Genomic DNA, 25,357 nt, shown 5'->3' on the forward strand with positions numbered 1-25,357 from the left:
TATTCACCGTAAGACGTAAGGAATGGAGAGCTTCTGTCGGATAAAATGAGTCGGTGCGGGTTCGGATCGGGGACATTTTTGAATGCAGAGGCTTTTTCTTTTTTAAGGGGGTACAAGGAGGAACACGATGAGTGGATTCGAGGAGAAGAGAAAACGGTTTGAGTTGTTGATGAAACAGACGGAGCTTCCGGCTGGCCTAGTCGAGCCCTACTTTTTGGATGGATGGATTGAACGGGTGGAGACAAGTCGCAGCAACCGTGACTGGACGATTGTAATTGCAAAGGATACCTTGGTTCCTGCTCCCATCTATCGCACATTTTGCCTGCACATCCAGGAGAAGATGAATCATATTTCCAAGATTACGTTTGGTTTTAAATATAGTGAGCAGGTCGAGATTAGTGATATTGTCAGCGAGTATTGGAACTTGTTCCTTGAATGGGTTACCCGGGAGATCCCGTCCGTTAACGGTTGGATGAACCGTACGAAGTTTGAATGTGAGGCGGATCTGCTTCAATTGACCATGAGTGATACCATGTCGCTGGAGCTTGCGAAGAAGAAGCAGATCGATCTGGCTATAACCGCCTTTTATGATAAGTATTTTCAACTGCCCTTGCGCGTCAAAATGCTGGTTGGTGAGGTTGGAAGTAACAAAGAGGCGATGGAGCAATTCCAGCTCAAGAAGCGGGAAGAAGAGCTTCAAGTCATCGAACAGATGATGAGTGAAGTAGACTCGGAAATGCCTGAAGAGGAAGAACAGGGCGATGTTCGCTTACAGATGGGATATGAGATCAAGGAACCACCTGTACCCATGCAGGAAATTCAGGATGAAGAGAAAAAAGTTACATTACAGGGTACGGTATTTGGTCTGGATCGCAAGGAATTGCGGAACGGGAATACCTTGTTTACTTTCTATCTGACGGATTTCACGGATTCCATGCAAATGAAGATGTTTGCCAAAACGAAAGAGGATGTCAAAATCCTAAGCCTGTTGGCCAACGGTAAATGGGTGAAAGTTCGTGGCCGTGTAGAGTATGATCGGTTCATGCAAATCCCGGAACTCGCCATGATTCCGTCGGATTTGGTGGAAGTAAAAGCACCACCATCCCGCAAGGATAATGCAGCTGAGAAACGGGTTGAGTTCCATCTGCACTCCACCATGAGCACTATGGATGCCGTAACTTCGATCGACAAATATGTAAAGACTGCAGCAGAATGGGGACACAAAGCTATCGCGGTAAGTGATCATGGCGGTGTGCAGGTGTATCCAGAGGCGTCCAAAGCGGCCAAGAAAAACGGAATTAAAATGATCTACGGCCTTGAGGCCAATGTGGTGAACGATTCGGTTGCTGTTGTTATGGCACCGCAGCCGTTGGAACTTAAGTCGGCGACATACATCGTCTTTGATATCGAGACCACAGGTCTGTCTGTGACCCAGAACAAGATTATCGAGATTGCGGCAGTGAAGATGGAAGACGGTAAAGAGGTAGACCGTTTTGCTACGTTTGTGAATCCGCATGAGCGCATTCCATATAACATTCAGCAGTTGACTAACATTAATGATGAGATGGTGAAGGATGCACCTGAGCTGGAACCGGTTATCCGTGATTTTGTACAGTTTGCCGGAGATGGCGTATTGGTTGCGCATAATGCGCGATTCGATATGGGATTTATTCAGGCGTCGCTAAAACAGCTTGGTATGCCTGAGCTTCCAAATCCTGTCCTTGATACGTTGGAACTGGCGCGGTTGTTATATCCAAAAATGAAGAACCACCGTCTGAATACGCTGGCGGATAAATATAAAGTAGCACTGGAAAGTCATCACCGGGCGATTGACGATACGATCGCGCTCGCAGGCATACTGAATGGATTGGTTAATGATGCTGCCCAGCTGAAAGGTTTGACCATGCTGGATCGGCTGAACGATTACGTCGGCGTTGATCTCTCGAATACGCGTCCGTTCCATTGCGGAATCTATGCTTTGAACGATGTCGGCAAAAAGAATCTCTATAAACTGGTATCACTTTCTCATACGGAGCATTTCAAACGAGTGCCTTGTATTCCAAAATCGAAGCTGATCAATTTGCGAGAAGGTCTCATTATTTTATCCGGTTGTGAAAAAGGTGAATTTTTCGAGGCTGTGCTCAACAAATCACTTGAAGAGGCGGAAGAGATAGCTCATTTCTATGACATTCTGGAGATCCAGCCTCTGACGATGTATATGCATTTGGTGGACAAAGGGCTGGTGGCTACACCTGAAGAGTTGAAGCTCGCTGTTCGTAAAGTCGTCGACATTGGTGAAAAATTGGGGAAACCGGTCATAGCCACAGGGAACGTGCATTATCTGGAGCCGCGCGACAAGCTATATCGGGATATCACCATTCACGGAATTACAGGATTCAGCCCGCTTAAAGATCAACGCAAACCGGATGCTCACCTAAGAACGACGGATGAAATGCTGGAAGAGTTCCAGTACCTGGGCCAAGAGAAAGCCTACGAAGTTGTCGTTACGAATACGGTGGAATTGGCTGATCGATTTGAAGAAATTAAACTGTTCCCGGACAAGCTGTTTACCCCGATTCTGGAAGGCGCGGACGATGAAATCCGTAATACCTGCTATAATACCGCCAAGTCGATTTATGGTGAAGAACTGCCGGAAGTCATTGTGGCACGACTCGAGAAAGAATTGAAGCCAATTATCAAATACGGTTTTTCTGCCAACTATCTGATCTCGGAACGTTTGGTTAAAAAATCGAATCAGGATGGCTATCTTGTCGGCTCCCGGGGTTCAGTAGGTTCGTCTGTAGTTGCTACTTTCCTGGGTATTTCCGAAGTTAACCCGTTGCCAGCACACTATATTTGTGTGAATCCGGAGTGCAAGCACAGTGAATGGTTCCTGGACGGCAGTGTGCCGAGTGGATTTGACCTTCCTGAGAAAGAATGTCCTGATTGTGGAGGCCGATTAAAAGGCGAAGGACAAGATATTCCGTTTGAGACCTTCCTTGGTTTTAAAGGGGACAAGGTTCCCGATATTGACTTGAATTTCTCGGGTGATTATCAGCCGCATGCCCATAACTACACGAAGGTGCTTTTCAGTGAAAAGAGTGTATTCCGTGCGGGGACGATTGGTACGGTCGCTGAGAAAACGGCGTTTGGTTTTGCCAAGAAATATGAGGAAGAACATCATAAGAAATGGCGCGGGGCTGAGCTGAACCGTCTGGCTTCGGGTTGTACCGGGGTTAAACGTAGTACAGGACAGCATCCCGGTGGTATTGTCGTTGTGCCGGATTATATTGAAGTGGAAGATGTAACACCTGTACAGTTCCCGGCTGATGACGTAAACGCGGAGTGGAAGACAACACATTTTGACTATCACGCCTTCGAAGAGAACTTGCTGAAACTCGATATTTTGGGTCACGATGATCCAACCATGATGCGGATGCTTCAGGATTTGACGGGTGTCGATCCAACCACCATTCCGATGAATGATCCTAAAGTCATGAGTATGTTCAACTCGACGGAGGCGCTGGGGGTTACGCCAGAGCAGATTCGTTCGCCAGTTGCCACTTTTGGTGTACCGGAGATGGGGACGAAATTCGTACGTCAGATGCTAGTTGAATCCCAGCCTTCATCTTTTGCCGATCTACTCCAGATCTCCGGTTTGTCTCACGGTACGGGGGTATGGCTCGGTAATGCACAAGATTTAATCAAAAATGGAACATGTAACATCAAAACGGTGATTGGTTGCCGGGATGATATCATGTTGTTCCTGATTTATAAGGCCGGTATGGACGCCAGTCTTGCCTTTAAAATTACGGAGAGTGTGCGTAAGGGTCGTGGTTTGCCGCAAGAATGGATTGATGAGATGAAAAATTGCAAGGTGCCGCAATGGTACATTGATTCCTGTCTGAAAATCCAGTACATGTTTCCGAAGGCCCACGCGGCCGCTTATGTTATCTCGGCAGTACGCACAGCGTACTTTAAGCTGTACCACCCGATTGAATATTATGCGACATATTTCACAGTCCGTGCGGATGAGTTCGACATTGAACTGGTATGTCAGGGATATGAGCCCATCTATCGGAAGATCGTAGAGATTGAGCAATTAGGTTTCCAGGCACCACCAAAAGAAAAAAATATGCTGCCTGTTCTTGAGATGGCTCTGGAAATGGCAGCACGCGGCTTCTCGCTCAAGCCGATTGATCTGTATCGTTCGGAAGCGACCAAGTTTATTGTTGATGGAAATTCACTGATTCCTCCTTTTTCAGCATTGGGAGGAATCGGAGATAATGCTGCACGTAATATCGCAGCGGCAAGGGAGCATGGCGAATTCCTGTCGATCGAAGATTTCCAACAGAAGTCCAAAGCGAGTAAAACGATTGTGGAGCTGTTAACAGGCATGGGATGCTTCCGTGGTTTGCCGGAAAGCAATCAATTATCACTGTTCTAAAATGGCAATTGGAGCATCCAGTCAAGGTTTGTCATCTGAATACGTAAATTTTTCTTCATTAGTGGTTAAAATAGCAGAGTGATCGCTTACTTGTCACTATTACCAGACTATGTTATAATTTTTGAAGTGAACGAGATAGTACGAATTTCTAAAGAGTGGGGAAACCCACTCTTTAGTCTTTGGTATACAAGAATCTTGGGTAATGAAGAATTTGCCAGTCATTTTTGCTGGTGTAACCTAAGTTGGAGGTTATCGGTTTTGAGCACAACGAACATTAAATCTACCGTGGAAGAAATGATCCAACCCTACTTGAATGAACAAGGCTTCGAGCTGGTTGACATCGAATACGTCAAAGAAGGCAGCAACTGGTTTTTACGGGTGTATGTCGACAAAGAGGGTGGCATCGACATCGATGATTGCGTCTTGATCAGCGAAAAGCTGAGTGCCAAGCTGGATGAGAACGATCCGATTCCGACCATCTATTTCCTTGAAGTGTCTTCTCCCGGTGCAGAGCGTCCACTGAAAAAACCGGAGGATGTTGCCAAATCCGTAGGCAAAAACGTATTTGTTACAACCTACGAGCCGGTAAATGGAATAAAGGAATTTGAAGGCAAGCTGCTTTCTTTTGATGACGGGGAACTTGTGATCGAAGCAGGCAAGAAACAGCATGCCATTCTTTATGACAAGGTAGCGAGTGCGCGCCTGGCCATACTGTTTTAAGTGCCTTGTTCACTTTATTAATGAAAAAGACACATCTCACGATAACGGCAAGGTGCTCATGAGTTCAGAGCCTTTCGCCGTTTTACGTATGAGATGCCATGTTTGAAAGGGGGATCAACATTCATGAGTATGGATTTTATTGAAGCAATGAATGAATTGGAGCGGGAAAAAGGGATCAGCAAGGATGTGCTGTTTGAAGCGATCGAGGCGGCATTAATCTCCAGCTACAAGCGTAATTTCAACACCGCCCAGAATGTGCGTGTTGATATGAACCGTAATACGGGAGTGATTCGTGTATATGCCCGTAAATTGATCGTGGAAGAAGTCCTGGATTCACGTACCGAAATTTCATTGCCTGCTGCACGGGAAATCAACCCACACTTCCAGCTGGAAGATATTGCGGAGATTGAAGTTACGCCGCGTGATTTCGGACGTATCGCAGCACAAACTGCCAAACAGGTAGTTACCCAGCGGATTCGTGAAGCCGAACGCGGCCTGATCTACAACGCTTTCGTAGATAAGGAAGAAGACATCGTTACGGGAGTGGTGCAGCGTCAGGATTTGCGCAATATCTACATCGATCTGGGCAAAATCGAAGCGGCTTTGCCGCTGACCGAATTGATGCCGAACGAGAAGTTTGTTCATGGTGACCGCATTAAGGCGTACATCACCAAGGTCGAGAATACGACCAAAGGGCCGCAAATCATTTTGTCCCGTACTCATCCGGGCTTGTTGAAACGTCTCTTTGAACTGGAAGTACCAGAGATTTTTGACGGTGTAGTTGAGATTCGCTCCGTCGCACGTGAAGCGGGTTTCCGCTCCAAGATTGCCGTTCATTCCCGCAATGAGGAAGTCGATCCGGTTGGATCGTGTGTAGGTCCGAAGGGCATGCGCGTGCAGACCATTGTGGGTGAGCTGCGCGGTGAAAAAATTGACATCGTTCGTTTTTCCGACCAGGTAGACGAATATGTGGCTAATGCACTTAGTCCTTCCAAAGTGTTGGAAGTTCAAGTATTCGAGGAAGAAAAGATGGCTCGGGTTATTGTTCCCGACTATCAGCTGTCCCTCGCCATTGGGATCAAAGGCCAAAATGCCCGATTGGCAGCCAAATTGACCGGCTGGAAAATCGACATTAAGAGCGAGAGCCAGGCGGAACAGGAATTCGGCAGAGAGAAAGATTCTTCTTCGGAAATGCATCAAGATTCCGTCTCCGTCGACTAAAGTAAAGCACGGGGGGCGCTAACGTATGAAAACAAAAAAAGTGCCGTTACGCAAATGTGTGGCGTGTCAGGAAATGATGCCCAAAAAGCAGCTGATCCGTATCGTTAAAACGCCAGAAGATGAAGTGCTGATCGATTTGTCTGGCAAAAAATCCGGACGTGGCGCTTATTTATGCGGCAAAGAGTCCTGTTTTAAACTTTCACTCAAAAACCGGTCCCTGGATCGAGCGCTAAAGGGCAAGGTTTCACCGGAAATTTACGAGCAATTGGCAGCTGATTTCGTCGTAGTAGAGGATGAATTCATAGCCGCACAGGAGGGAGAACATGATGAATGATAAAACGCTGTCTTATCTGGGACTCTCCATGCGTGCAGGCAAACTTGTAACAGGTGAAGAAATTGTGCTTAAAGCGATCCGTTCTTCCGAAGCTAAAATGGTTATTGTTGCGGGTGACGCCTCGGCCAATACACAAAAGAAATTTCGCGACAAATGCGGGACATATAAAGTTCCACTGGTGATCGGATTTGACCGGGATAGTCTAGGTTCAAGTATCGGTAAAGAAACGCGGGTTGTTCTTGCAGTAACGGATCGAGGGTTTGCAAAAATGATCTCCAAGCAAGTCGGTATAATGTCGGAGGTGGAGTATATTGAGTAAACAGGAAAACAAGGATAAATTGCGGGTTTATGAATATGCGAAGTCCCTTAATATGAGTAGTAAAGAAATTATAACCATTCTTAAAAAGCTGGATATTCCCGTAAACAATCATATGAGTGTCATGGAGAATGGTTCAGTCGGTAAGGTGGAACAATTTTTTAAAGATATAAAATCTACTGCCGCTTCCAAACAAAGCAACGAAGCAAAATCCGTTGCTACTTCGTCAGTGCGCAGTGACAAAACAGTGGACAGCAACAAACCGGCCGGCGGAGTGAACACGCCGAAAAGCAACAACACATCCGGTAGTCCCGTACAAACAAAAATACAACAGGAAAAGCAGGTAGGTATGAACAATAGACCAAATTCCAACAATAACAACGGCTCCCAAAGACCTAGCGGCCAAGACAGCCGCAACAGAACAAACTCTTCCCAAGGCTCAAGCCAAGGAGGACAATCCAGTAATCGTCCAAGACCAGCTCAAGGTGGACAAAGCAGTACAGCATCTCGTCCGCAAAGTACGGGTCAGCGTCCAGCGAACAGCGGTGGCGGACAAACAAGAAGCGCAGGCCCGAACAGCGGTGGAAATACTGGCACTGGCGGCAACCGTACTGGTGGCCAAGGACAGAGCTCGGGACAAGGCCAACGCAGAGGCGGCCAAGGTAATTCCGGCAATAACAACAACAGTGGCAACCGTTCGAACAGCGGTGGCGGTGGACGTCGTTATGACGACAACCGTGGCGGCAACTTCCGCGGTAATCGTGGTGGTAAGAACAATCGCAACAGAAATCAACAACAGTACCAACAACGTGAGAAAATTGATAACACACCTAAGAAAATCATCGTACGTGGTGACATGACGGTTGGTGAAACAGCGAAGCTGCTTCATAAAGATGCTTCCGAAGTAATCAAAAAACTCATCGCAATGGGTGTTATGGCAACGATTAACCAAGAGCTTGATATCGAAACCATTCTGCTGCTTGCTGGAGAATTCGGTGTTGAGGTCGAAGTGAAAATTGTCCTTGAAGATGACCGCTTCGAAACACTGGAAGAGAATGATGATCCTGCTGACTTGCAAGCTCGTCCACCGGTAGTTACGATCATGGGTCACGTTGACCATGGTAAAACAACATTGCTTGATGCGATTCGTTCAACGAATGTAACGGGCGGAGAAGCAGGCGGTATTACACAGCATATCGGTGCTTATCAAGTTGAAATTAACAATAAAAAGATCACGTTCCTGGACACACCGGGTCACGAAGCATTTACCGCTATGCGTGCACGTGGAGCACAGGTTACGGATATTACAATTATTGTTGTAGCGGCAGATGACGGTGTTATGCCACAAACCGTTGAGGCGATTAACCATGCCAAAGCAGCGGGGCTGCCAATTATCGTAGCTGTCAACAAAATCGACAAGCCGGGTGCAGATCCGGATAAAGTAAAACAGGAATTGACAAACTATGAACTCGTTCCCGAAGAGTGGGGTGGAGATACCATTTTTGTTAACGTTTCGGCGAAGCAAAGAATGGGTCTGGAAGGTCTGCTTGAAATGATTCTGCTCGTTGCAGAAGTGAACGAGTACAAAGCGAACCCGGACAAACGTGCCCGTGGTACAGTGATCGAAGCCGAGCTGGATAAAGGACGTGGCCCAGTTGCCCGTATTCTCGTACAGCACGGTACACTGAAAGTCGGAGATGCTTTTGTTGCAGGTAACTGCTTCGGTCGCGTACGTGCGATGGTGAACGACAAAGGTCGCCGTTTAAAAGAAGCTGGACCTTCAACACCTGTGGAAATTACGGGTCTGACTGAGGTTCCAGGGGCGGGAGATCCGTTTATGGTGTTTGAAGATGAGCGTAAAGCGCGTTCCATCGCAGACAAACGTGCCATCACACAACGTGAATCCGATCTGGGTACAAACACACGTGTGACACTGGATGATCTGTTCCAACACATCAAAGACGGTGAAATCAAAGACCTGAACGTAATCATCAAAGGTGATGTACAAGGTTCGGTTGAAGCATTGAAAGGTTCCCTTGCGAAGATTGAAGTTGAAGGTGTACGCGTGAAAATCATTCATAGCGGCGCTGGTGCAATTACCGAGTCCGACATCATTTTGGCTGCCGCATCCAATGCCATCGTGATTGGCTTCAACGTTCGTCCTGATAATCAGGCGAAAGCGACTGCAGATCAAGAGCAAGTAGACATTCGTCTTCATCGCGTTATCTACAGTGTTATCGAAGAAATTGAACAAGCAATGAAAGGCATGCTTGATCCGATTTACAAAGAAAAAGTAATCGGTCATGCTGAAGTTCGGAGCACGTTCTCCATCAGTAAAGTCGGTACCATTGCTGGATGTATGGTTACTTCGGGTAAAATTACGCGTTCCGCAGAAGCGCGCCTGATTCGTGATGGCATCGTCCTTTACGAAGGCAAGCTGGATTCCCTGAAACGCTACAAAGATGATGCCAAAGAAGTAGCCCAAGGCTACGAGTGTGGTATCACGCTGGATAAATACAATGATCTCAAAGAGGGCGACGTTATTGAAGCCTTCATTATGGAGACCGTACAACGATAAGCAAGGAAGCATGAGGTGAACAACAATGGCTAAGGTTCGTACAGGTAGAGTGAGTGAGCAGATCAAGAAAGAACTAAGTCTGCTCATCCAATCTGAACTGAAAGATCCTCGTATCGGTTTTATTACCGTAACGGGAGTCGAAGTAACAGGCGACTTGTCGCAAGCCAAGGTTTATCTGAGTGTCTTCGGTGAACAGGAACAAAAGGATAACTCGCTAAAAGCGTTGGCAAAAGCAAATGGATTTTTGCGTACCGAACTGGGCAAGCGTATCCGTTTTCGTCATGTTCCCGAGTTGATATTCAAGATCGATGAATCCATCGCTTATGGCAGTCGGATTGAGAAGCTGCTTGGCGATATCGGTACCGACAAGAACGAATCCGAGTAACAGAATAAAGGAGACGGCAATGCACACTTATGAACAGGCGCTTCAGGACGGAAAGCAATTTCTGCTGGAGCATGATGATTACCTGGTCGTGTCGCATGTACAGCCGGACGGTGACGCAGTCAGCTCGACGGTAACGGTGGGCTGGCTGCTGTCATGTCTGGGCAAGACATTCACGATGATTAATGAAGGTGAAATTCCACAACGCATGCATTTTTTGTGGGAAGCTGGCAAGATCGTGAACATGACCGAACAACCACCGGAGCGGAAATATAAAGCGATAATCTGTGTGGATTGTGCAGACTTTTCCAGAGTAGGTCTGACTCGTCGTTATTTCGAAGAAGATGCTGTCATTTTAAATATTGATCATCATCCGACTAATGACGCGTATGGCACAGTAAACATCATTAAGCCAGACGCTGCAGCAACGGCCGAAATTCTGTTTGATTTCCTCAACCTTTTCCCAGTGAAATGGAACAAGGATGTGGCTACAGCAGTCTATACGGGATTGTTAACAGACACAGGTGGATTCCGCTATGCTAATACGAGTCCTAATGTGATGACCACCGCATCCAAATTACTTGAACATGGTGTAGATGGACCTTATCTCGCACAGATTTTGCTTGAACAGGTCACACTTCCCCAAGTCCGTATATTGAATCAGGCACTCTCAAGTCTGCAAATGACTGACGATGGCAAGATTGCTTGGGTAGTCATTACACCAGAAGACATGATCGCTTGTGGTGCGGCCAATGAAGATCTTGAAGGGGTAGTCAATTATCCGCGTAACATTCAAGGTGTGGAAGTGGGCATCTTTTTTAAAGTGATCAATAACAATGCGGTGAAAGTATCTCTTCGGTCAGCTGGCAAGGTTGATGTTGCCTCGCTTGCACAGACATTTGGTGGAGGCGGGCATGTCCTCGCAGCCGGATATCGTGCAGAAGGTAAACTGCAAGACATCGTAGCACAAGTGCTGAAGCAGGTGAATGCTCAATGGTAAAACCATTCGAAGGCGTACTTCCGGTATATAAACCGGCAGGATTTACATCACATGATGTCGTTGCCAAAATGCGTCGTATTCTCAAAATGAAACGTATTGGTCATACAGGCACATTGGACCCGCAAGTTACTGGTGTACTTCCGCTCTGCCTTGGACGGGCAACACGTGTGGTGGAGTACATGCAGGAACTCCCCAAGGAATATCTGGCAACGCTGCGACTGGGTCTATCCACAGATACGGAAGATATGACGGGTGAGGTTATTGAGCGGTCGGAGACGGCTGTTGAGGTGACACGGGAGCAGGTTCAGCAGGTGCTGGAGCAATTCCTGGGCACCATCTCACAGGTTCCGCCTATGTATTCTGCAGTCAAAGTAGACGGGAAACGTCTCTACGAGCTTGCTCGTGAAGGCAAAACGGTAGAGCGCAAGAGTCGTGAAGTTACGATCTATGAGCTGGAATTAACAGGTATCGAGAAGCAAGGCGACACTACGGATATATCGTTCCGTGCTTTGTGTTCCAAAGGGACATATATTCGAACATTATGTGTAGATATCGGTAGAAGATTGGGATATCCGTCCACGATGCTACAATTGGAGAGAACGATATCGGCGGGGATTTCTGCTGATCGCTGTCTTCACTTTGAAGAAGTGGAACAACGTATGATCGATGGAACGTTATCTGAGGTTTTGATACCAGTGGATGAAGCCATCGCTTCGATTCCGGCACATACGGTTGGGGCTGATCAGACTAAGGGAGCGCTTCAGGGCCAGAAATTGTCGGCTCGTTTGCTCGAACCGCCTGCCGAGCAACCTGGTCTACTGCGCTTATATGCTCAGGACGGAACATTCCTGGGAATATTTGAGCGGGATGACTTGAAAGCAACGGTGAGAGCTGTTAAAGTCTTTTTGCCGGAATAAAGAGGTCCCGGGTTTGAGTGGTGTTGGTGCTCAGCTTGGCCTATCAAGTGAAATGCAGGTGAATGATTGTGAAAACCGTAATGCTAACCTATCCGCAGACGTTGCATTCGGCTGATCTGAGCACACGACCTCAAGTGCTCGCGATTGGTCAATTTGACGGGCTGCATCTCGGACATGCGAGTGTCATTTTGTCAGCTGTCCGCATTGCACGCGAAACAGGCATGCAGTCAGCGGTGATGACCTTTCATCCTCATCCGAAGGAAGTTATGCGCAAAGGGGATTACGAGGGTTATTTGACTCCCTTGAGAGATAAAGAAGACATCCTTGCAGGAATGGGTGTAGACGTACTTTATGTGGTGGAATTCAATAAGGAGTTCTCTAAATTGACTCCGCAGCAATTTGTACATGATCTGTTGCTTCCGCTTCAGACTCGAACCGCAGTAGTCGGTTTTGACTTCCGCTTCGGTCACAAGGGAGCAGGAGATGAACAGCTTCTTCGCACATTGGGAGAAGGCGAAATGACAGTAGAGACCGTTCCCCCATTCCTGTTAAATGGTGAAAAGGTGAGCAGTTCTCTCATTCGTGGTTTATTGAAGCGTGGGGAGATGGACGAAGCCAGTCAGTGGCTTGGAAGACCGTACAGTATCAGAGGAACTGTTATTCACGGTGAGAAACGTGGACGGACCATTGGTTTTCCAACCGCCAATCTTGAACTCACAGATCATTACGTAACGCCAGCAAAAGGCGTTTACGCTGTAAGGGTTCAATATGGGGAACAGGAGCTGCGTGGGGTCATGAATCTTGGTGTAAAGCCTACCTTTCACGAAAACGGGATGAAACCTACGTTTGAGGTGCACTTGCTTGATTTTGATGGACAGATATATGATGAGGAATTAAAGGTTGAGCTCGTTCACTATATTCGTGCAGAACGGAAATTTGACTCGATTGATGCATTGATCAGCCAGATTCGTGAAGATGCTTTAACTGCAGCTCGCCTGTTATCTTGAGGCTCAGGATAAAATACAGGTTTACATTTACTTTATCCGGGCAATTATGATATAATGTACTACGTTGTCGTTTGAGACAACACATAACCTTGGCTTGGTTGCTTGCTCTCACCGGCGGTGACGAGGCTAATGGCGATTATAATGAAGGAGGTGAATAGGATGGCATTGACTCAAGAACGTAAACAACAACTGATCGACGAGCACAAAACTCATGAGTCCGATACTGGATCACCTGAGGTGCAAGTTGCTATCCTTACGGAAAACATCAGAAGTTTGACAGACCACTTGCGTACGCATAAGAAAGATCACCACTCACGTCGTGGACTTTTGAAAATGGTAGGTCAACGTCGTAAGCTTTTGGCTTACGTGAAAAACAAAGATGTTAAACGTTACAGCGCACTGATCGAAAAACTCGGATTGCGTCGTTAATTATGTACATGTTTTCAAAATCAACCTGGCTGTTATCCGTCGTTCTTTTGTCTAAAAGGACAAGCGGAGCTTACAGCCGGGTTGTTTTGTAGATGAACATGTTGCCATATATTTGTAGATGATAGCTCCGCAAGGAGCTTTTGTTTTGCGAGTTAGCATGTTGCAAGATACATAGCTAATGAATGCTGGACAAGCAGGAAATACTGTGAAAATGCAGAATCCATTGTGTTAGGAACGAAAAAAAGGAGGGATTTCATGGAACAGCGTGTTGAAATGCAGCTTGGTGGAAGAACGCTTACGTTTGAAACAGGGCGTTTGGCCAAGCAGGCCAATGCTGCCGTTAAGGTAACATATGGGGATACCGTTGTATTGTGTACCGTAACTGCATCGAGTGAGCCCAAAGATCTGGACTTTTTCCCATTAACGGTAAACTATGAAGAAAGATTGTACGCCGTAGGTAAAATCCCAGGTGGATTTATCAAACGTGAAGGCAGACCAAGCGAGAAGGCAATTCTTTCGAGCCGTCTGACCGACCGTCCGATTCGTCCATTGTTCCCAGAAGGTTTCCGGAATGATGTACAAGTTCTGAATATCGTTATGAGTGTGGATCAGGACTGCGAACCGCAAATTGCTGCCATGATCGGTACATCGGCTGCACTGAGCATTTCGGATGTTCCTTTTAGCGGACCGATTGGTGGCGTTAAGGTTGGACGTATTGATGGCCAGTTCATCATTAACCCAACAATTGCACAGCTTGAAGTTAGTGAGATTGAGCTGGTGGTTGCAGGAACCAAGGATGCCATCATGATGGTTGAAGCGGAAGCGAACGAAGTGCCGGAAGAAGTGATGCTCGAAGCCATTATGTTCGGACATGACGAGATCAAAAACATTGTTGCTGTAATTGAACAACTCGTACAAGTTGCCGGCAAAGAAAAAATGGCTGTGAAACTGCATGCCGTGAATGCTGAAGTCAACAGCAGTGTACGCGAATTCGCGAGCGCTCGTCTGGTTGAGGCAGTTAAAATTGCTGAGAAGCATGCTCGTCAGGATGCCATTGATGCTGTGAATGACGAAACGGTTGCTCATTTCGAAGAGAAGTATATTGAGACTCCTGAACTGCTCAAAGACGTGAAGGAAGTCTTGCACGATATCGTCAAAGAAGAAGTACGTCGTCTTATTACGCACGACAAAGTTCGTCCCGATGGACGTGGACTCGCTGAGATCCGTCCAATTGAATGTGATACATCCCTGCTGCCACGTACTCACGGTTCTGGTCTGTTCACTCGTGGTCAAACACAGGCCCTCAGCGTTTGTACACTTGGAGCACTGGGTGATGTTCAAATTTTGGACGGAATCAGTTTGGAAGAAACCAAACGTTTCATGCATCATTACAACTTCCCGCCGTTTAGCGTAGGTGAAGCTCGTCCACTGCGTGCGCCAGGCCGTCGCGAAATCGGTCACGGTGCTTTGGGTGAGCGTGCGCTTTCCAAAGTTATTCCTTCCGAAACGGACTTCCCATACACGATTCGTCTGGTATCTGAAGTGCTGGAATCCAACGGTTCCACGTCCCAGGCAAGTATCTGTGCAAGCACGCTGGCAATGATGGATGCAGGTGTACCGATCAAAGCTCCAGTAGCAGGTGTAGCTATGGGTCTGATCAAAGATGGAGATCATGTATCCATTCTGAGTGACATTCAAGGGATGGAAGATCATCTGGGTGATATGGACTTCAAAGTTGCAGGAACACCTGATGGTGTAACCGCTATTCAGATGGACATCAAAATTGATGGTATTGATCGTCAAATCTTGTCCGAAGCTCTGGCTCAAGCCAAAGAAGGTCGTATGCACATCTTGGGCAAAATGACCGAAGTGATGAAAACTCCACGTGAGCAGTTGTCACAATACGCACCTAAAATTACAACGATGCATATCAATCCGGACAAAATCCGTGATGTTATCGGTGCGGGTGGTAAAATTATCAATAAAATCATCGAGGAAACCGGTGTTAAAATTGATATTGAGCAGGATGGACGTGTCTTTATCGCTTCTTCCAACCAGGAAATGAATGATAAAGCTAAATCGATCATCGAAGGCATCGTGCGTGAAGTACTGGTCGGCGAGATTTATGTAGGTAAAGTAAAACGTGTTGAGAAGTTTGGTGCTTTCGTTGAAGTACTGCCGAACAAAGAAGGTCTGGTACACATTTCACAATTGTCCACTGAACGTGTTGCCAAAGTGGAAGATGTAGTCGCCATTGGTGATTCCATTACGGTAAAAGTAACGGAAATCGATCCACAAGGCCGTATCAACTTGTCCCGTAAAGCCGTATTGACTGCCGAAGCTCCGGCTCAATCCTAGGCTCCATATTACAGTTTTTTTGAAAAGCTATATTGAATGAAGAGACAGAATGTGAATTTCTGGCTCTTTTTTTAACGTTTAAATATCCAGGTTAATTTGCTGGTCTATCCCTTAAAGCCTCAAATTCAGTTTTGAAGATACTTCACATGGACAGCTTGTTTTATTCATATTCTTGCCCTTGTCCTCATATGATGGGGACAAAGACGGCGGGAGGATGGAGCTGTGGGAAACCAATCCAAAAAACTGGCGGCTGTTCTTGTGGGTGTGGCAGCAGTCATACTGGTGGGACAAGTGGGCAGTGTACGTACATACATTACGGAAATCCGTGATGGGCCAGGCACGCAAAATGCATTTGATATGTTCAAAGAGGCAACCGGAGAAGAACAGCTATTGTCAGCGATCCGGGATAAAGCGGCCGAAACGAAAATCGCTCCGGTAAATGCCAGAGTAGATCGGGTCTGGAAAGCGATACCCGGGTATAACGGAATAGAGATTGATGTGGAAGCCACGTATCGCAAAGCGCTTGGTGGGACGTTGAATACCAAGATAGCGTATGTTTATCGGCAGACTGAACCTGAGATCCAGCTCAAAGATCTGGGTGCACATCCCATTTACCGGGGAAATGCCGAAAAGCCAATGGTCTCTTTTATGATTAATGTAGCCTGGGGTAATGAGTATATTATCCCGATGCTAGATACGCTGGATGCTGAAAAGGTCAAAGCAACGTTTTTTCTGGATGGAAGCTGGTTAAGCAAAAACGAGGAACTGGCCAAGGAAATCCAAAAGCGCGGACATGAGTTATCAAATCATGCTTACTCCCATCCGAACATGAGTCGGTTGAGTACAGAGCGGGCCAAGCTGGAGATCAGTAAAACCCAGGACTTGCTCAAAGAAAAGTTGGGAGTTGAAAATCACTGGTTTGCTCCACCTTCCGGCGATTTTAACCAGCAAACAGTAGATATAGCTTCCCGCATGGGGCTGCAAACCGTGCTGTGGACACTGGATACGGTTGATTGGCGCAAACCGAGTTCTGAATCGGTTGTAGTGAAAATTGCCAAAAATGTGGAGGCCGGTACATTAATTCTGATGCATCCAACGGCTGCTTCCTCTGGAGCCCTAAAAGGAATGATTGATTCTATACGCGCCAAGGGTTTGATGCTGGGAACAGTAAGTGAAACCCTGTCATCCGAGCGTGTAAAGGCTTCAGCGGTTGAGTAACCGATGTTTTTTTGTTAATATCAAACAGTTGGAACCAAATGTCGATTTCAATTTCGTTTTGAGATCAGGGCAATTATAGAGATGTAGGAGGGCCAACCGTGAAAAAAATTCAGCTGGGCAATGGCCTCAGAGTTGTCATGGAACAGATTCCGACCTGTCGTTCCGTGTCATTCGGTATATGGGTCAAGACAGGTTCTCGTAATGAGCAGCCTGCAAGCAATGGGGTGTCACATTTTATTGAACATATGCTGTTCAAGGGAACGGATCGTTACGATGCCAAGGCGATTGCGGAGCAGTTCGATGCGATCGGTGGTAACGTAAACGCGTTCACTTCGAAAGAATACACATGTTATTACGCCAAAGTATTGGATGAACATCTGCCAATAGCTGTTGATGTATTATCCGATATGTTTTTCCGCTCCAAAATGGATGATGGTGAACTGATCAAGGAGAAAAACGTCATTCTGGAAGAAATATCAATGTATGAAGATACGCCGGATGACATGGTCCATGATCTTATGGCCTTGGCCGCCTATGGTGAGCATCCGCTCGCTTATCCGATTCTGGGTACTGAAGAGCGTCTCAAGGCGATGGATTCAAGCCATCTGCGTGCATATATGAAGGAGCACTATACGATTGAAAACACGGTTATTAGTATTGCAGGTAACATTGATGACAGTGTGATCGATTTGATGGAAAAGCATTTTGGTGCGTTTGATGTTAACGGTGTGACTGAGAAAGTCACGATGCCTGCATTCCAGAGCGGGCAGCTCTTCCATAAGAAGAAAACGGAACAGAATCACATCTGTATCTCGTTCCCGGGCTGTAAGATTGGAGATCCGCTCCAGTTCGCCATGGTTGTGTTGAATAACGCCATTGGTGGAGGAATGAGCTCCAGGCTGTTCCAGGAAATTCGGGAAAAACGTGGTTTGGCTTACTCTGTTTATTCTTATCATAGTTCACATGCGGATAGCGGACTCTTCACTATATACGCAGGTACAGCGCCTAAACAGACGAAGGAAGTACTGGACTTGACCAAAGAGGTTCTGCACGACCTGGCGGTAAACGGACTGTCTGAGGATGAGCTGCGCAAAGGTAAAGAACAGCTGAAAGGCAGTCTGATCCTCAGTTTGGAAAGCACGGGCAGCCGGATGAATCGCCTGGGCAAAAACGAGCTGATGCTGGGCAGACATCATACGCTGGACGAAATGATTGCGAAAATTGAAGAAGTGACGATGGACGATGTCGATGCTGTGCTGGACCTAATGTTTGCCGAGCCGTTTGCGCTCGCCATGGTCGGTGCTTCAGATCGTACGATCGCTGGATTAAGAAGGGATGATTTTGTTGCATTACGTTCAAATTCAAAAGTTACCGGGCAATGAGGATATCAAGTTGCCTCAAAAAATGTCAGAGCTCGCCTCCGGCTTTGATGTGGTTGCGGCAATTCAGGAAGAGGTTGTATTGCAGCCGGGACAGCGTACGTTGATTCCTACCGGACTCGCAATGGCTATGCCAGCTGGACTGGAGGCACAGGTTCGCCCTCGCAGCGGTCTGGCTTTCAAGCATGGGATTACATGTCTGAACACACCAGGTACCATTGATGCCGATTATCGTGGTGAGGTTAAGGTTCTGTTGATCAATCTGGGTCAGGAGCCGTTTACGATTGTGCGTGGAGAGCGCATCGCCCAAATCGTATTTCAAACTGTTCCGGCAGTCGAATTAACAGAGGTAAGTGAGCTATCGGAAACTGTGCGTGGAGAAGGTGGGTTTGGTCATACTGGTAAATAACGGGTTCCATTTCCGTAGCAAGCTGTGTTAGCATCCTCTGTAATAGAAGGTTTAATCATTTAATTACTGAGTATGTTCTCCAAGAGTCGTCCCCATGGGACGGCTCTTTTTTACATTTCAGGAGGAGGAACATCAAAATTTCAAAAGATGAAGGATAATCAAATTGTTTCACCCCCTTGTAGGCCACTGCATACGATAAGGCATACATGTGGTGAAAGGAGTGACGTCCCGATGCTGACCGGTGTCCGGATTATAGTCATGGGCGGAGATGCGCGGCAGCTTGAAGTCATTCAAAAATGCGCAGAGCTGGATGCTACGGTAAGTGTGGTGGGTTTCGACAAGTTGCAGCGCTCCATTCCGGGTATCGAACATCAGGAATTGGAGGATGAAGTGTTCGCCTCGACAGATGTATTGGTGCTCCCCGTGGTTGGGTGTGACGATCAGGGGAAAGTGAGTACATCGTTCAGTGATACACCGATCTTTTTAAAAAAAGAACATGTTGCAGCATTGCCGGAACATTGTACGGTGTTCACTGGCATGGCGAAGCCGTTTTTACGCGATCTTTGCAAGGAAAATGGTCTAAGGCTTGTTGAAGTACTTGATCGTGATGATATCGCACTTTACAACTCCATTCCGACAGCTGAGGGGGCTATAGCCATGGCTATTCGGGAGACGGACTTCACGATCCACGGTTCGGAATGCATTGTGCTTGGCTTGGGTCGAACAGGGTTTACAATGGCCAAAACGCTCCAGGGACTTGGGGCAAATGTACGGGTAGGAATCAGGCGCGATGAGGATGCTGCGCGTGCTGCCATCATGGGCTGGAAGCCTTTCATGACAACGGATTTGGCCGCTCAAACCGGGGAAGTTGACTTGCTTTTTAATACAATACCGACTATGATAATCACAGCACAAATCCTGTCCAGAATGCCGCAAAAAGCAGTGATAATCGACCTCGCATCCGCTCCTGGCGGCTGTGATTTCAGGTATGCCGAAAAACGCGGTATCAAAGCGCTGCTTGCACCTGGCCTTCCCGGCATTGTTGCTCCCAAAACGGCTGGCGGCATTATTGCCGACGCGTTAATCCGTTTGCTTTTGGAAGAACAAAACGCACGGGAGGTTGAACAATGAACTGGCAGGGAAAAACGGTAGGTTATGCAATTACAGGTTCGCATTGTACGTTTGAAGAGGTTATGCCGGTGATTAGTCGATTTGTGGCTGAAGGTGCCAATGTCGTCCCGATTATTTCTAATTCGGTTCTGACTACGGATACACGCTTCGGGACTGCGCAAAATTGGCAAAAACAGTTGAAAGATATAACGGGGAATGATATCATTTCTACAATTGTTGAGGCAGAGCCGTTAGGACCTTCCAAGCTGCTCGATGTGCTCGTTATCGCTCCATGCACAGGCAACACGACGAGCAAGCTGGCTAACGCGATGACCGACAGTCCTGTTCTAATGGCAGCCAAAGCACAGATGCGTAATCAGCGTCCGTTGGTGCTCGCCATTTCTACAAATGACGGTCTGGGGTTGAATGCTGCGAATATTGCCAAACTGCTGGTGGCCAAATATTTGTATTTTGTGCCGTTTGGGCAGGATGATCCGGTAAAAAAACCAAACTCGTTAGTCGCTAAAATGGAGTTGATTCCCGAGGCATGCTGGAGTGCGCTTGAAGGAAAGCAGTTGCAGCCAATGATTGTGCAGCGTTTTACACAGGCTTGATATTTTTGAGCTTTGTCAATTATCAGGTTGTATGTTCAGATAAGGTACTGCAATAGCTTAGAATAGGATAACGGTTACGCGCTTGAAGAATGAATATGGTTGGAGAGACAAAGAAAATCATGGGGACGATATGCTGGGATAAACAGCTTACCTGTGTCCGTGTTCCTTTCATTAAAGGACACTCCTGCTTGCAACGAAAGGCCTGGCAAGCGGGACGTGTGGATGGGGGAACGTGTGCGTCGTGATCTCGATAACAACCGCGGTCTTTATTGGGATTGTTCGGTACAGTCTTCAAAAGGAGCGGCATGAAATGCCGTATACATTGCTGAAATTATCGCATCGGAACGCTCCCTAGGTAATCCATTTGTTGATTTAACCTGTGTCCAGTCTTCTTGCGTACACAAATGGAGGAATAAAGATGCGCATCATGGTACAGAAATTTGGAGGCACGTCTCTCTCTACCGTTCAGGCGAGAGAGCATGTGCTCCGTCATGTTAAACGTGAACTTGAAGCAGGATTAAGTCTGGTCGTCGTTGTGTCAGCGATGGGTCGCCGCGGTGAGCCATATGCGACCGATACGTTGCTGGACTGGACTGCACAGAACGGAAATGCACTATCTGCACGGGAAAGGGATTTACTGCTGTGCTGCGGTGAAATTATATCTGCAACGACTTTGAGCAGTTTGCTCGAACATGAAGGCATTCCAACTACAGTGCTGACCGGTGCACAAGCGGGTTTTGTGACGGACGACAATTTCGGGAATGCCCGAATATTGGATGTCCGTCCTATTCGTGTGCTGGAACAGCTGCAGAACGGGCGTGTAGTCATTGTTACAGGGTTCCAGGGTCAGACCGAGAACGGTGACTTTACGACGCTTGGTCGTGGGGGAAGTGATACGTCAGCGACAGCTCTTGGTGCAGCATTACACGCTGAAATGGTGGACATATACACGGATGTGAATGGGATATTAACGGCAGATCCACGCATCGTGGAGGATGCTCGTCCGCTGACTGTTGTGAGTTATGCCGAGATATGCAACATGGCCCATCAAGGGGCCAAGGTTATTCATCCCCGTGCTGTCGAGATTGCGATGCAATCCCAGATTCCAGTGCGTGTAAGGTCTACCTTCGATGAAAGTGAAGGGACGTTGGTCACGCATCCAGAAGGATTCCAGGATGTGCAGACAGGCATTGTTGATCGATATGTAACCGGAATCGCCTATGTAAGTAATGTTACGCAAATAACGGTGGAAGTGCCGGGTGGCGCAGATCGGTTGCAGCTGAAAGTGTTCAAAACGATGGCTGAAAATTCGATTAGCGTGGATTTTATAAATGTTACCCCCTCGGGAGTTGTTTATACCGTTTTCGACAGTGATTCCGAGAAAGCCATACAAGTATTGCAGGAGATTGGTCTCAAACCGCAAAGTCTTTCCGGCTGTGCCAAGGTTTCCGTCATCGGTGGAGGCATCAACGGAGTGCCAGGTATTATGGCACGGATCGTGGAATCCTTGACACTGGCGGACATCCAGATCCTGCAATCTGCAGATTCCAATACAACGATTTGGGTACTTGTAAAAAAAGAAGATATGGTTCAAGCTCTGAGGGCGCTTCACGCCTCTTTCGAACTTCATTTGTAGCAAGTTGAAGTCAGCGGAGCCGGACCTGTTTTGAAGGAGGAATCGAATTGGACTTTGGAAGATTGATTACAGCAATGGTCACTCCGTTCAACGAGCAAGGGGGGATTCATTGGGAGGCAACTGCACGTCTGATTGACTATCTGATTGTAGATCAAAAGTCTGAGACACTTGTTGTTTCTGGAACAACAGGAGAATCTCCCACGCTTAGTGACAAAGAAAAAGTAGAACTATTCGAATTCGCAGTGAAACATGCGGCGGGACGTTGCAAAATTATTGCCGGAACAGGCAGCAATAATACCGCTCACTCTATCCATCTGACTCAGGACGCTGAACGTGCTGGTGTAGATGGCGTTTTGCTGGTTGTTCCTTATTACAACAAACCAAGCCAAGAAGGAATGTTCAGACATTTTGAAGCAATTGCGAGTGCGACGAAATTGCCGGTTATGTTGTATAACGTTCCTGGGCGTACGGCAGCAAGTCTTTCGGCTGCAACAACGCTCCGTTTGGCACAGATTCCTAACATTGTAGCTACAAAGGAATGTGTATCGTTGGAGCAAGTCACACAGATTTCGGCAGGTGCACCGGAACATTTCAGGGTGTATTCCGGTGACGATGCTTCTGGTTTGCCTGCTATTGCAGTTGGTGCTTATGGTATCGTTAGCGTTGCAAGCCATGTCGTAGGCGCTGAGATGAAACAAATGATCGATGCCTTTTTCAATGGTATGCCTGTACAGGCATCTCAGATACATCAGCAGCTTTTTCCGGTATTCAAAGGTCTGTTCGAGTGTCCGCAGCCTCTGCCGAACCCTGTAGCGGTAAAATATGCTCTTACATTGCGTGGACTGGACGTAGGATCTGTGCGCTTACCACTGATCCCCCCAACAGAGGAGGAGCAAACGTTTATTCGCGGCTTGTTTAGCTAATAACATACGAATATGGAATTGTATTGTTAACTTTTATAAACCCATAGAAATTGCAGAAGAATCGCTCCTCGACTAAGAGGATGCGATTCTTTTTTTAACGGTGGTTGTAAGGTTTCTTTTCACAACAGACAGGGAAACGTACAGGTTAACGAGAGAGTGACTTGTTTTTTTTGTTTTTAATCATGTATAATGATGTCAAGTGACTGGGTGCGGTATTTTTTTGAAATTGAAAGCGACATCGTTTCTTGGTGTGGCTTTATGGTGAAAAAGGAAGGAACGGCTAAGAAGGATCATTTCAAATCCAACTAGTTGGAAAAGGGGAATAACTTCGAAGAACTTCTTCCAAATATCGTGAATAAAGGTGCTCTTTTGCATTCATCCCTATATACGGGCATGGGTGTAATGGACTGCTTTTCTTAACTTACAATAAAATAATAAGGTACGACGTCCAACTACCATAGGAGGTTTAGATTCATTTGTCTAAGAAAAATAATAACGATAAACTGATGATTTTTGCTTTGGGCGGCGTAGGCGAGATTGGTAAAAATATGTACGTCATCCAATACGCTAACGACATTGTAGTCGTAGATGCTGGTCTTAAATTCCCGGAAGAAGATATGCTTGGAATCGACATTGTCATTCCTGACATTTCTTACTTGACTGAAAACCGTGACAAAGTAAGAGGAATTATTTTGACTCACGGACATGAGGATCATATTGGTGGTTTGCCATATGTTCTCAAACACCTGAATGTTCCCGTTTACGGAACAAGACTTACGCTCGGACTTGTAGAGAACAAGCTGAAAGAAGCCAATTTGCTGGGTGAAACAAAACGCATCCTGATTGATGCGGATTCCGAGATCCAACTTGGCTCTGTATTAAAAGCAACGTTCTTCGCTACTAACCATAGTATTCCGGATTCCGTCGGCGTATGTGTCGAAACACCAGAAGGAGCAGTTGTTCATACAGGTGACTTCAAATTTGACCACACTCCAGTCAATGGTCAGTATGCAGATCTCCAGCGTATGGCCCAGATCGGAACGAATGGCGTACTCGCTCTCTTGTCCGATAGTACCAACGCAGAGAAACCTGGATTTACGCCTTCGGAGAAAAATGTGGGTATCGTTCTGGAAGATATTTTCCGTAAAGCAAGCCAACGTGTCGTTGTAGCAACGTTTGCTTCCAACGTACACCGGATTCAACAGGTTATCAATGCAGCTGAAGTGACTGGACGTAAAGTCGCAGTTATTGGGCGCAGTATGGTAAATGTGGTGGGTATTGCTTCTGAACTGGGTTACCTTGAGATTCCAGACGGTATGATCATTGAGCCGGAAGAAGTAGGCAAAATGGCTGCTGACCGTGTAGTAATTCTCTGCACAGGTAGCCAAGGCGAGCCGATGTCAGCATTGACACGTATGGCTCGTTCCACTCATCGTAAGGTAGATATTCTGCCAGGTGATACAGTAATTATCGCTGCAACTCCAGTTCCAGGTAATGAAAAATATGTAGGCCGTACGATTGACGAACTGTTCCGTTTGGGTGCCAACGTGCACTACAGCGGTGCAAACAGTGGCGTTCACGTATCCGGTCACGGTAGCCAGGAAGAGCTGAAACTGATGCTTAACCTGATGAAACCGAAATACTTCCTGCCGATTCACGGTGAATTCCGTATGCAGCGCCGCCACGCGGTATTGGCTGAATCTGTAGGTGTTGATCCGGACAACATTTTCATTACGGATATCGGTGAAGTGGTTGAGATTCAAGGCGGAGCAGCACGCAAGGCAGGTAAAGTTACTGCAGGTAACGTGTTGATCGACGGCTTGGGTGTAGGCGATGTAGGTAACATCGTATTGCGTGACCGTAAATTGTTGTCACAGGATGGTATTCTGGTTGTCGTGGTAACACTGAGCAAACAGGATGGCAAAATTGTTTCCGGCCCGGACATTATCTCTCGTGGATTTGTCTATGTACGTGAATCGGAAGGTCTGCTTGATGAAGCTAATCGCATCGTCAGCAGTACATTGCAGAAGTTGATGAGTGAGAACGTTAACGAATGGGCTTCACTCAAAACCAATGTTAAAGATGCACTCGGACGCTTCTTGTATGAGCAAACTCGTCGCAGACCGATGATTTTGCCAATCATTATGGAAGTTTAAAATATAACAACAAAACATATATTCAGGCACACAGTCGCCCCTTCTCTACGAGTAATATTGGACGGTTCCTCGTAGAGAAGGGGCTTTTTTTGCTGTTTTCCGGCCTGAAACCAGATTCTGGAGAAATTGATGGTCATCGGGTATAAGGCAGCTGGAACATTCCCCATACTAAGGAAATACATTAAACGTTTCTGGAAAAGGGG

General features: G+C 46.8%; 20 protein-coding genes. All 20 read left to right on the forward strand.

Annotated features, from left to right (window positions below; all coding sequences use genetic code 11):
• The first annotated feature begins 127 nt into the window (after positions 1–127).
• The 20 genes from ACFTRD_RS07640 (at position 128) to ACFTRD_RS07735 (ending at position 25,154) form a co-directional block, all read left to right on the forward strand.
• On the forward strand, positions 128–4,447 hold the full coding sequence (locus ACFTRD_RS07640) for a PolC-type DNA polymerase III (RefSeq protein WP_379378505.1): 4,320 nt from the start codon (positions 128–130) through the stop codon (positions 4,445–4,447).
• Positions 4,448–4,705: 258 nt separating this feature from the next.
• Positions 4,706–5,167 (forward strand): ribosome maturation factor RimP, encoded by a 462-nt coding sequence (gene rimP, locus ACFTRD_RS07645; RefSeq protein ID WP_062326086.1) that lies wholly within the window; start codon positions 4,706–4,708, stop codon positions 5,165–5,167.
• A 123-nt stretch (positions 5,168–5,290) separates the two neighbouring features.
• The gene (gene nusA / locus ACFTRD_RS07650) at positions 5,291–6,388 is read left to right on the forward strand and encodes a transcription termination factor NusA (RefSeq protein WP_062326087.1); all 1,098 of its coding nucleotides are present in this window, start codon (positions 5,291–5,293) and stop codon (positions 6,386–6,388) included.
• A 25-nt stretch (positions 6,389–6,413) separates the two neighbouring features.
• Positions 6,414–6,722 carry an RNase P modulator RnpM gene (gene rnpM / locus ACFTRD_RS07655; RefSeq protein ID WP_379378508.1) on the forward strand — a complete coding sequence of 103 codons (309 nt, stop codon included), beginning with the start codon at positions 6,414–6,416 and terminating at the stop codon, positions 6,720–6,722.
• Entirely contained in the window at positions 6,712–7,041 is a 330-nt protein-coding gene (locus ACFTRD_RS07660; RefSeq protein ID WP_379378510.1) for a L7Ae/L30e/S12e/Gadd45 family ribosomal protein, read from the forward strand. Before rnpM ends, ACFTRD_RS07660 begins: the two co-directional genes overlap by 11 nt.
• A complete protein-coding gene (infB, locus tag ACFTRD_RS07665; protein ID WP_379378512.1) occupies positions 7,034–9,616 on the forward strand; it encodes a translation initiation factor IF-2 in 2,583 nt (860 codons plus the stop codon). The genes ACFTRD_RS07660 and infB overlap by 8 nt, the downstream gene beginning before the upstream one ends.
• A 25-nt stretch (positions 9,617–9,641) precedes the next feature.
• Entirely contained in the window at positions 9,642–10,001 is a 360-nt protein-coding gene (rbfA, locus tag ACFTRD_RS07670) for a 30S ribosome-binding factor RbfA (protein WP_079346932.1), read from the forward strand.
• A 19-nt stretch (positions 10,002–10,020) separates the two neighbouring features.
• Positions 10,021–10,998 (forward strand): DHH family phosphoesterase, encoded by a 978-nt coding sequence (locus ACFTRD_RS07675; RefSeq protein ID WP_379378515.1) that lies wholly within the window; start codon positions 10,021–10,023, stop codon positions 10,996–10,998.
• On the forward strand, positions 10,992–11,915 hold the full coding sequence (truB, locus tag ACFTRD_RS07680) for a tRNA pseudouridine(55) synthase TruB (protein WP_379378516.1): 924 nt from the start codon (positions 10,992–10,994) through the stop codon (positions 11,913–11,915). The genes ACFTRD_RS07675 and truB overlap by 7 nt, the downstream gene beginning before the upstream one ends.
• A gap of 68 nt (positions 11,916–11,983) precedes the next feature.
• The gene (locus ACFTRD_RS07685) at positions 11,984–12,922 is read left to right on the forward strand and encodes a bifunctional riboflavin kinase/FAD synthetase (RefSeq protein ID WP_379378518.1); all 939 of its coding nucleotides are present in this window, start codon (positions 11,984–11,986) and stop codon (positions 12,920–12,922) included.
• Positions 12,923–13,081: 159 nt separating this feature from the next.
• A complete protein-coding gene (gene rpsO / locus ACFTRD_RS07690; protein ID WP_056700672.1) occupies positions 13,082–13,351 on the forward strand; it encodes a 30S ribosomal protein S15 in 270 nt (89 codons plus the stop codon).
• A gap of 255 nt (positions 13,352–13,606) precedes the next feature.
• Positions 13,607–15,709 carry a polyribonucleotide nucleotidyltransferase gene (gene pnp, locus ACFTRD_RS07695; protein WP_379378521.1) on the forward strand — a complete coding sequence of 701 codons (2,103 nt, stop codon included), beginning with the start codon at positions 13,607–13,609 and terminating at the stop codon, positions 15,707–15,709.
• A 222-nt stretch (positions 15,710–15,931) separates the two neighbouring features.
• A complete protein-coding gene (locus tag ACFTRD_RS07700) occupies positions 15,932–16,927 on the forward strand; it encodes a polysaccharide deacetylase family protein (protein WP_379378523.1) in 996 nt (331 codons plus the stop codon).
• Between the two features lie 98 nt (positions 16,928–17,025).
• A complete protein-coding gene (locus ACFTRD_RS07705; protein WP_379378525.1) occupies positions 17,026–18,309 on the forward strand; it encodes a M16 family metallopeptidase in 1,284 nt (427 codons plus the stop codon).
• Positions 18,269–18,715: a dUTP diphosphatase gene (gene dut, locus ACFTRD_RS07710; protein WP_192266371.1), complete on the forward strand. Its 447-nt coding sequence runs from the start codon at positions 18,269–18,271 to the stop codon at positions 18,713–18,715. The genes ACFTRD_RS07705 and dut overlap by 41 nt, the downstream gene beginning before the upstream one ends.
• A gap of 231 nt (positions 18,716–18,946) precedes the next feature.
• Entirely contained in the window at positions 18,947–19,846 is a 900-nt protein-coding gene (gene dpsA, locus ACFTRD_RS07715; protein ID WP_379378527.1) for a dipicolinate synthase subunit DpsA, read from the forward strand.
• Entirely contained in the window at positions 19,843–20,439 is a 597-nt protein-coding gene (locus ACFTRD_RS07720; RefSeq protein ID WP_192266375.1) for a dipicolinate synthase subunit B, read from the forward strand. The genes dpsA and ACFTRD_RS07720 overlap by 4 nt, the downstream gene beginning before the upstream one ends.
• A gap of 418 nt (positions 20,440–20,857) precedes the next feature.
• Entirely contained in the window at positions 20,858–22,075 is a 1,218-nt protein-coding gene (gene dapG, locus ACFTRD_RS07725; protein WP_379378530.1) for an aspartate kinase, read from the forward strand.
• A gap of 47 nt (positions 22,076–22,122) precedes the next feature.
• Positions 22,123–22,998, forward strand: coding sequence for a 4-hydroxy-tetrahydrodipicolinate synthase (dapA, locus tag ACFTRD_RS07730; RefSeq protein ID WP_192266380.1), 876 nt, complete (start codon positions 22,123–22,125; stop codon positions 22,996–22,998).
• A gap of 476 nt (positions 22,999–23,474) precedes the next feature.
• Positions 23,475–25,154, forward strand: coding sequence for a ribonuclease J (locus tag ACFTRD_RS07735; protein ID WP_379378532.1), 1,680 nt, complete (start codon positions 23,475–23,477; stop codon positions 25,152–25,154).
• Positions 25,155–25,357 lie beyond the last annotated feature (203 nt).

Origin of the sequence: Paenibacillus sp. NPDC056933 (assembly GCF_042674385.1) — a bacterium.
Taxonomy (GTDB): Bacteria; Bacillota; Bacilli; order Paenibacillales; family Paenibacillaceae; genus Paenibacillus.

What these genes read in the sequence shown, in the direction of transcription:
- rnpM (WP_379378508.1), top strand. Translation starts at nt 6,414, where the DNA reads ATGAAAACAAAAAAAGTGCCGTTACGCAAATGTGTGGCGTGTCAGGAA.
- ACFTRD_RS07660 (WP_379378510.1), top strand. Translation starts at nt 6,712, where the DNA reads ATGATGAATGATAAAACGCTGTCTTATCTGGGACTCTCCATGCGTGCA.
- rbfA (WP_079346932.1), top strand. Translation starts at nt 9,642, where the DNA reads ATGGCTAAGGTTCGTACAGGTAGAGTGAGTGAGCAGATCAAGAAAGAA.
- ACFTRD_RS07720 (WP_192266375.1), top strand. Translation starts at nt 19,843, where the DNA reads ATGAACTGGCAGGGAAAAACGGTAGGTTATGCAATTACAGGTTCGCAT.
- ACFTRD_RS07675 (WP_379378515.1), top strand. Translation starts at nt 10,021, where the DNA reads ATGCACACTTATGAACAGGCGCTTCAGGACGGAAAGCAATTTCTGCTG.
- dpsA (WP_379378527.1), top strand. Translation starts at nt 18,947, where the DNA reads ATGCTGACCGGTGTCCGGATTATAGTCATGGGCGGAGATGCGCGGCAG.
- rpsO (WP_056700672.1), top strand. Translation starts at nt 13,082, where the DNA reads ATGGCATTGACTCAAGAACGTAAACAACAACTGATCGACGAGCACAAA.
- nusA (WP_062326087.1), top strand. Translation starts at nt 5,291, where the DNA reads ATGAGTATGGATTTTATTGAAGCAATGAATGAATTGGAGCGGGAAAAA.
- pnp (WP_379378521.1), top strand. Translation starts at nt 13,607, where the DNA reads ATGGAACAGCGTGTTGAAATGCAGCTTGGTGGAAGAACGCTTACGTTT.
- truB (WP_379378516.1), top strand. Translation starts at nt 10,992, where the DNA reads ATGGTAAAACCATTCGAAGGCGTACTTCCGGTATATAAACCGGCAGGA.
- dapG (WP_379378530.1), top strand. Translation starts at nt 20,858, where the DNA reads ATGCGCATCATGGTACAGAAATTTGGAGGCACGTCTCTCTCTACCGTT.
- ACFTRD_RS07640 (WP_379378505.1), top strand. Translation starts at nt 128, where the DNA reads ATGAGTGGATTCGAGGAGAAGAGAAAACGGTTTGAGTTGTTGATGAAA.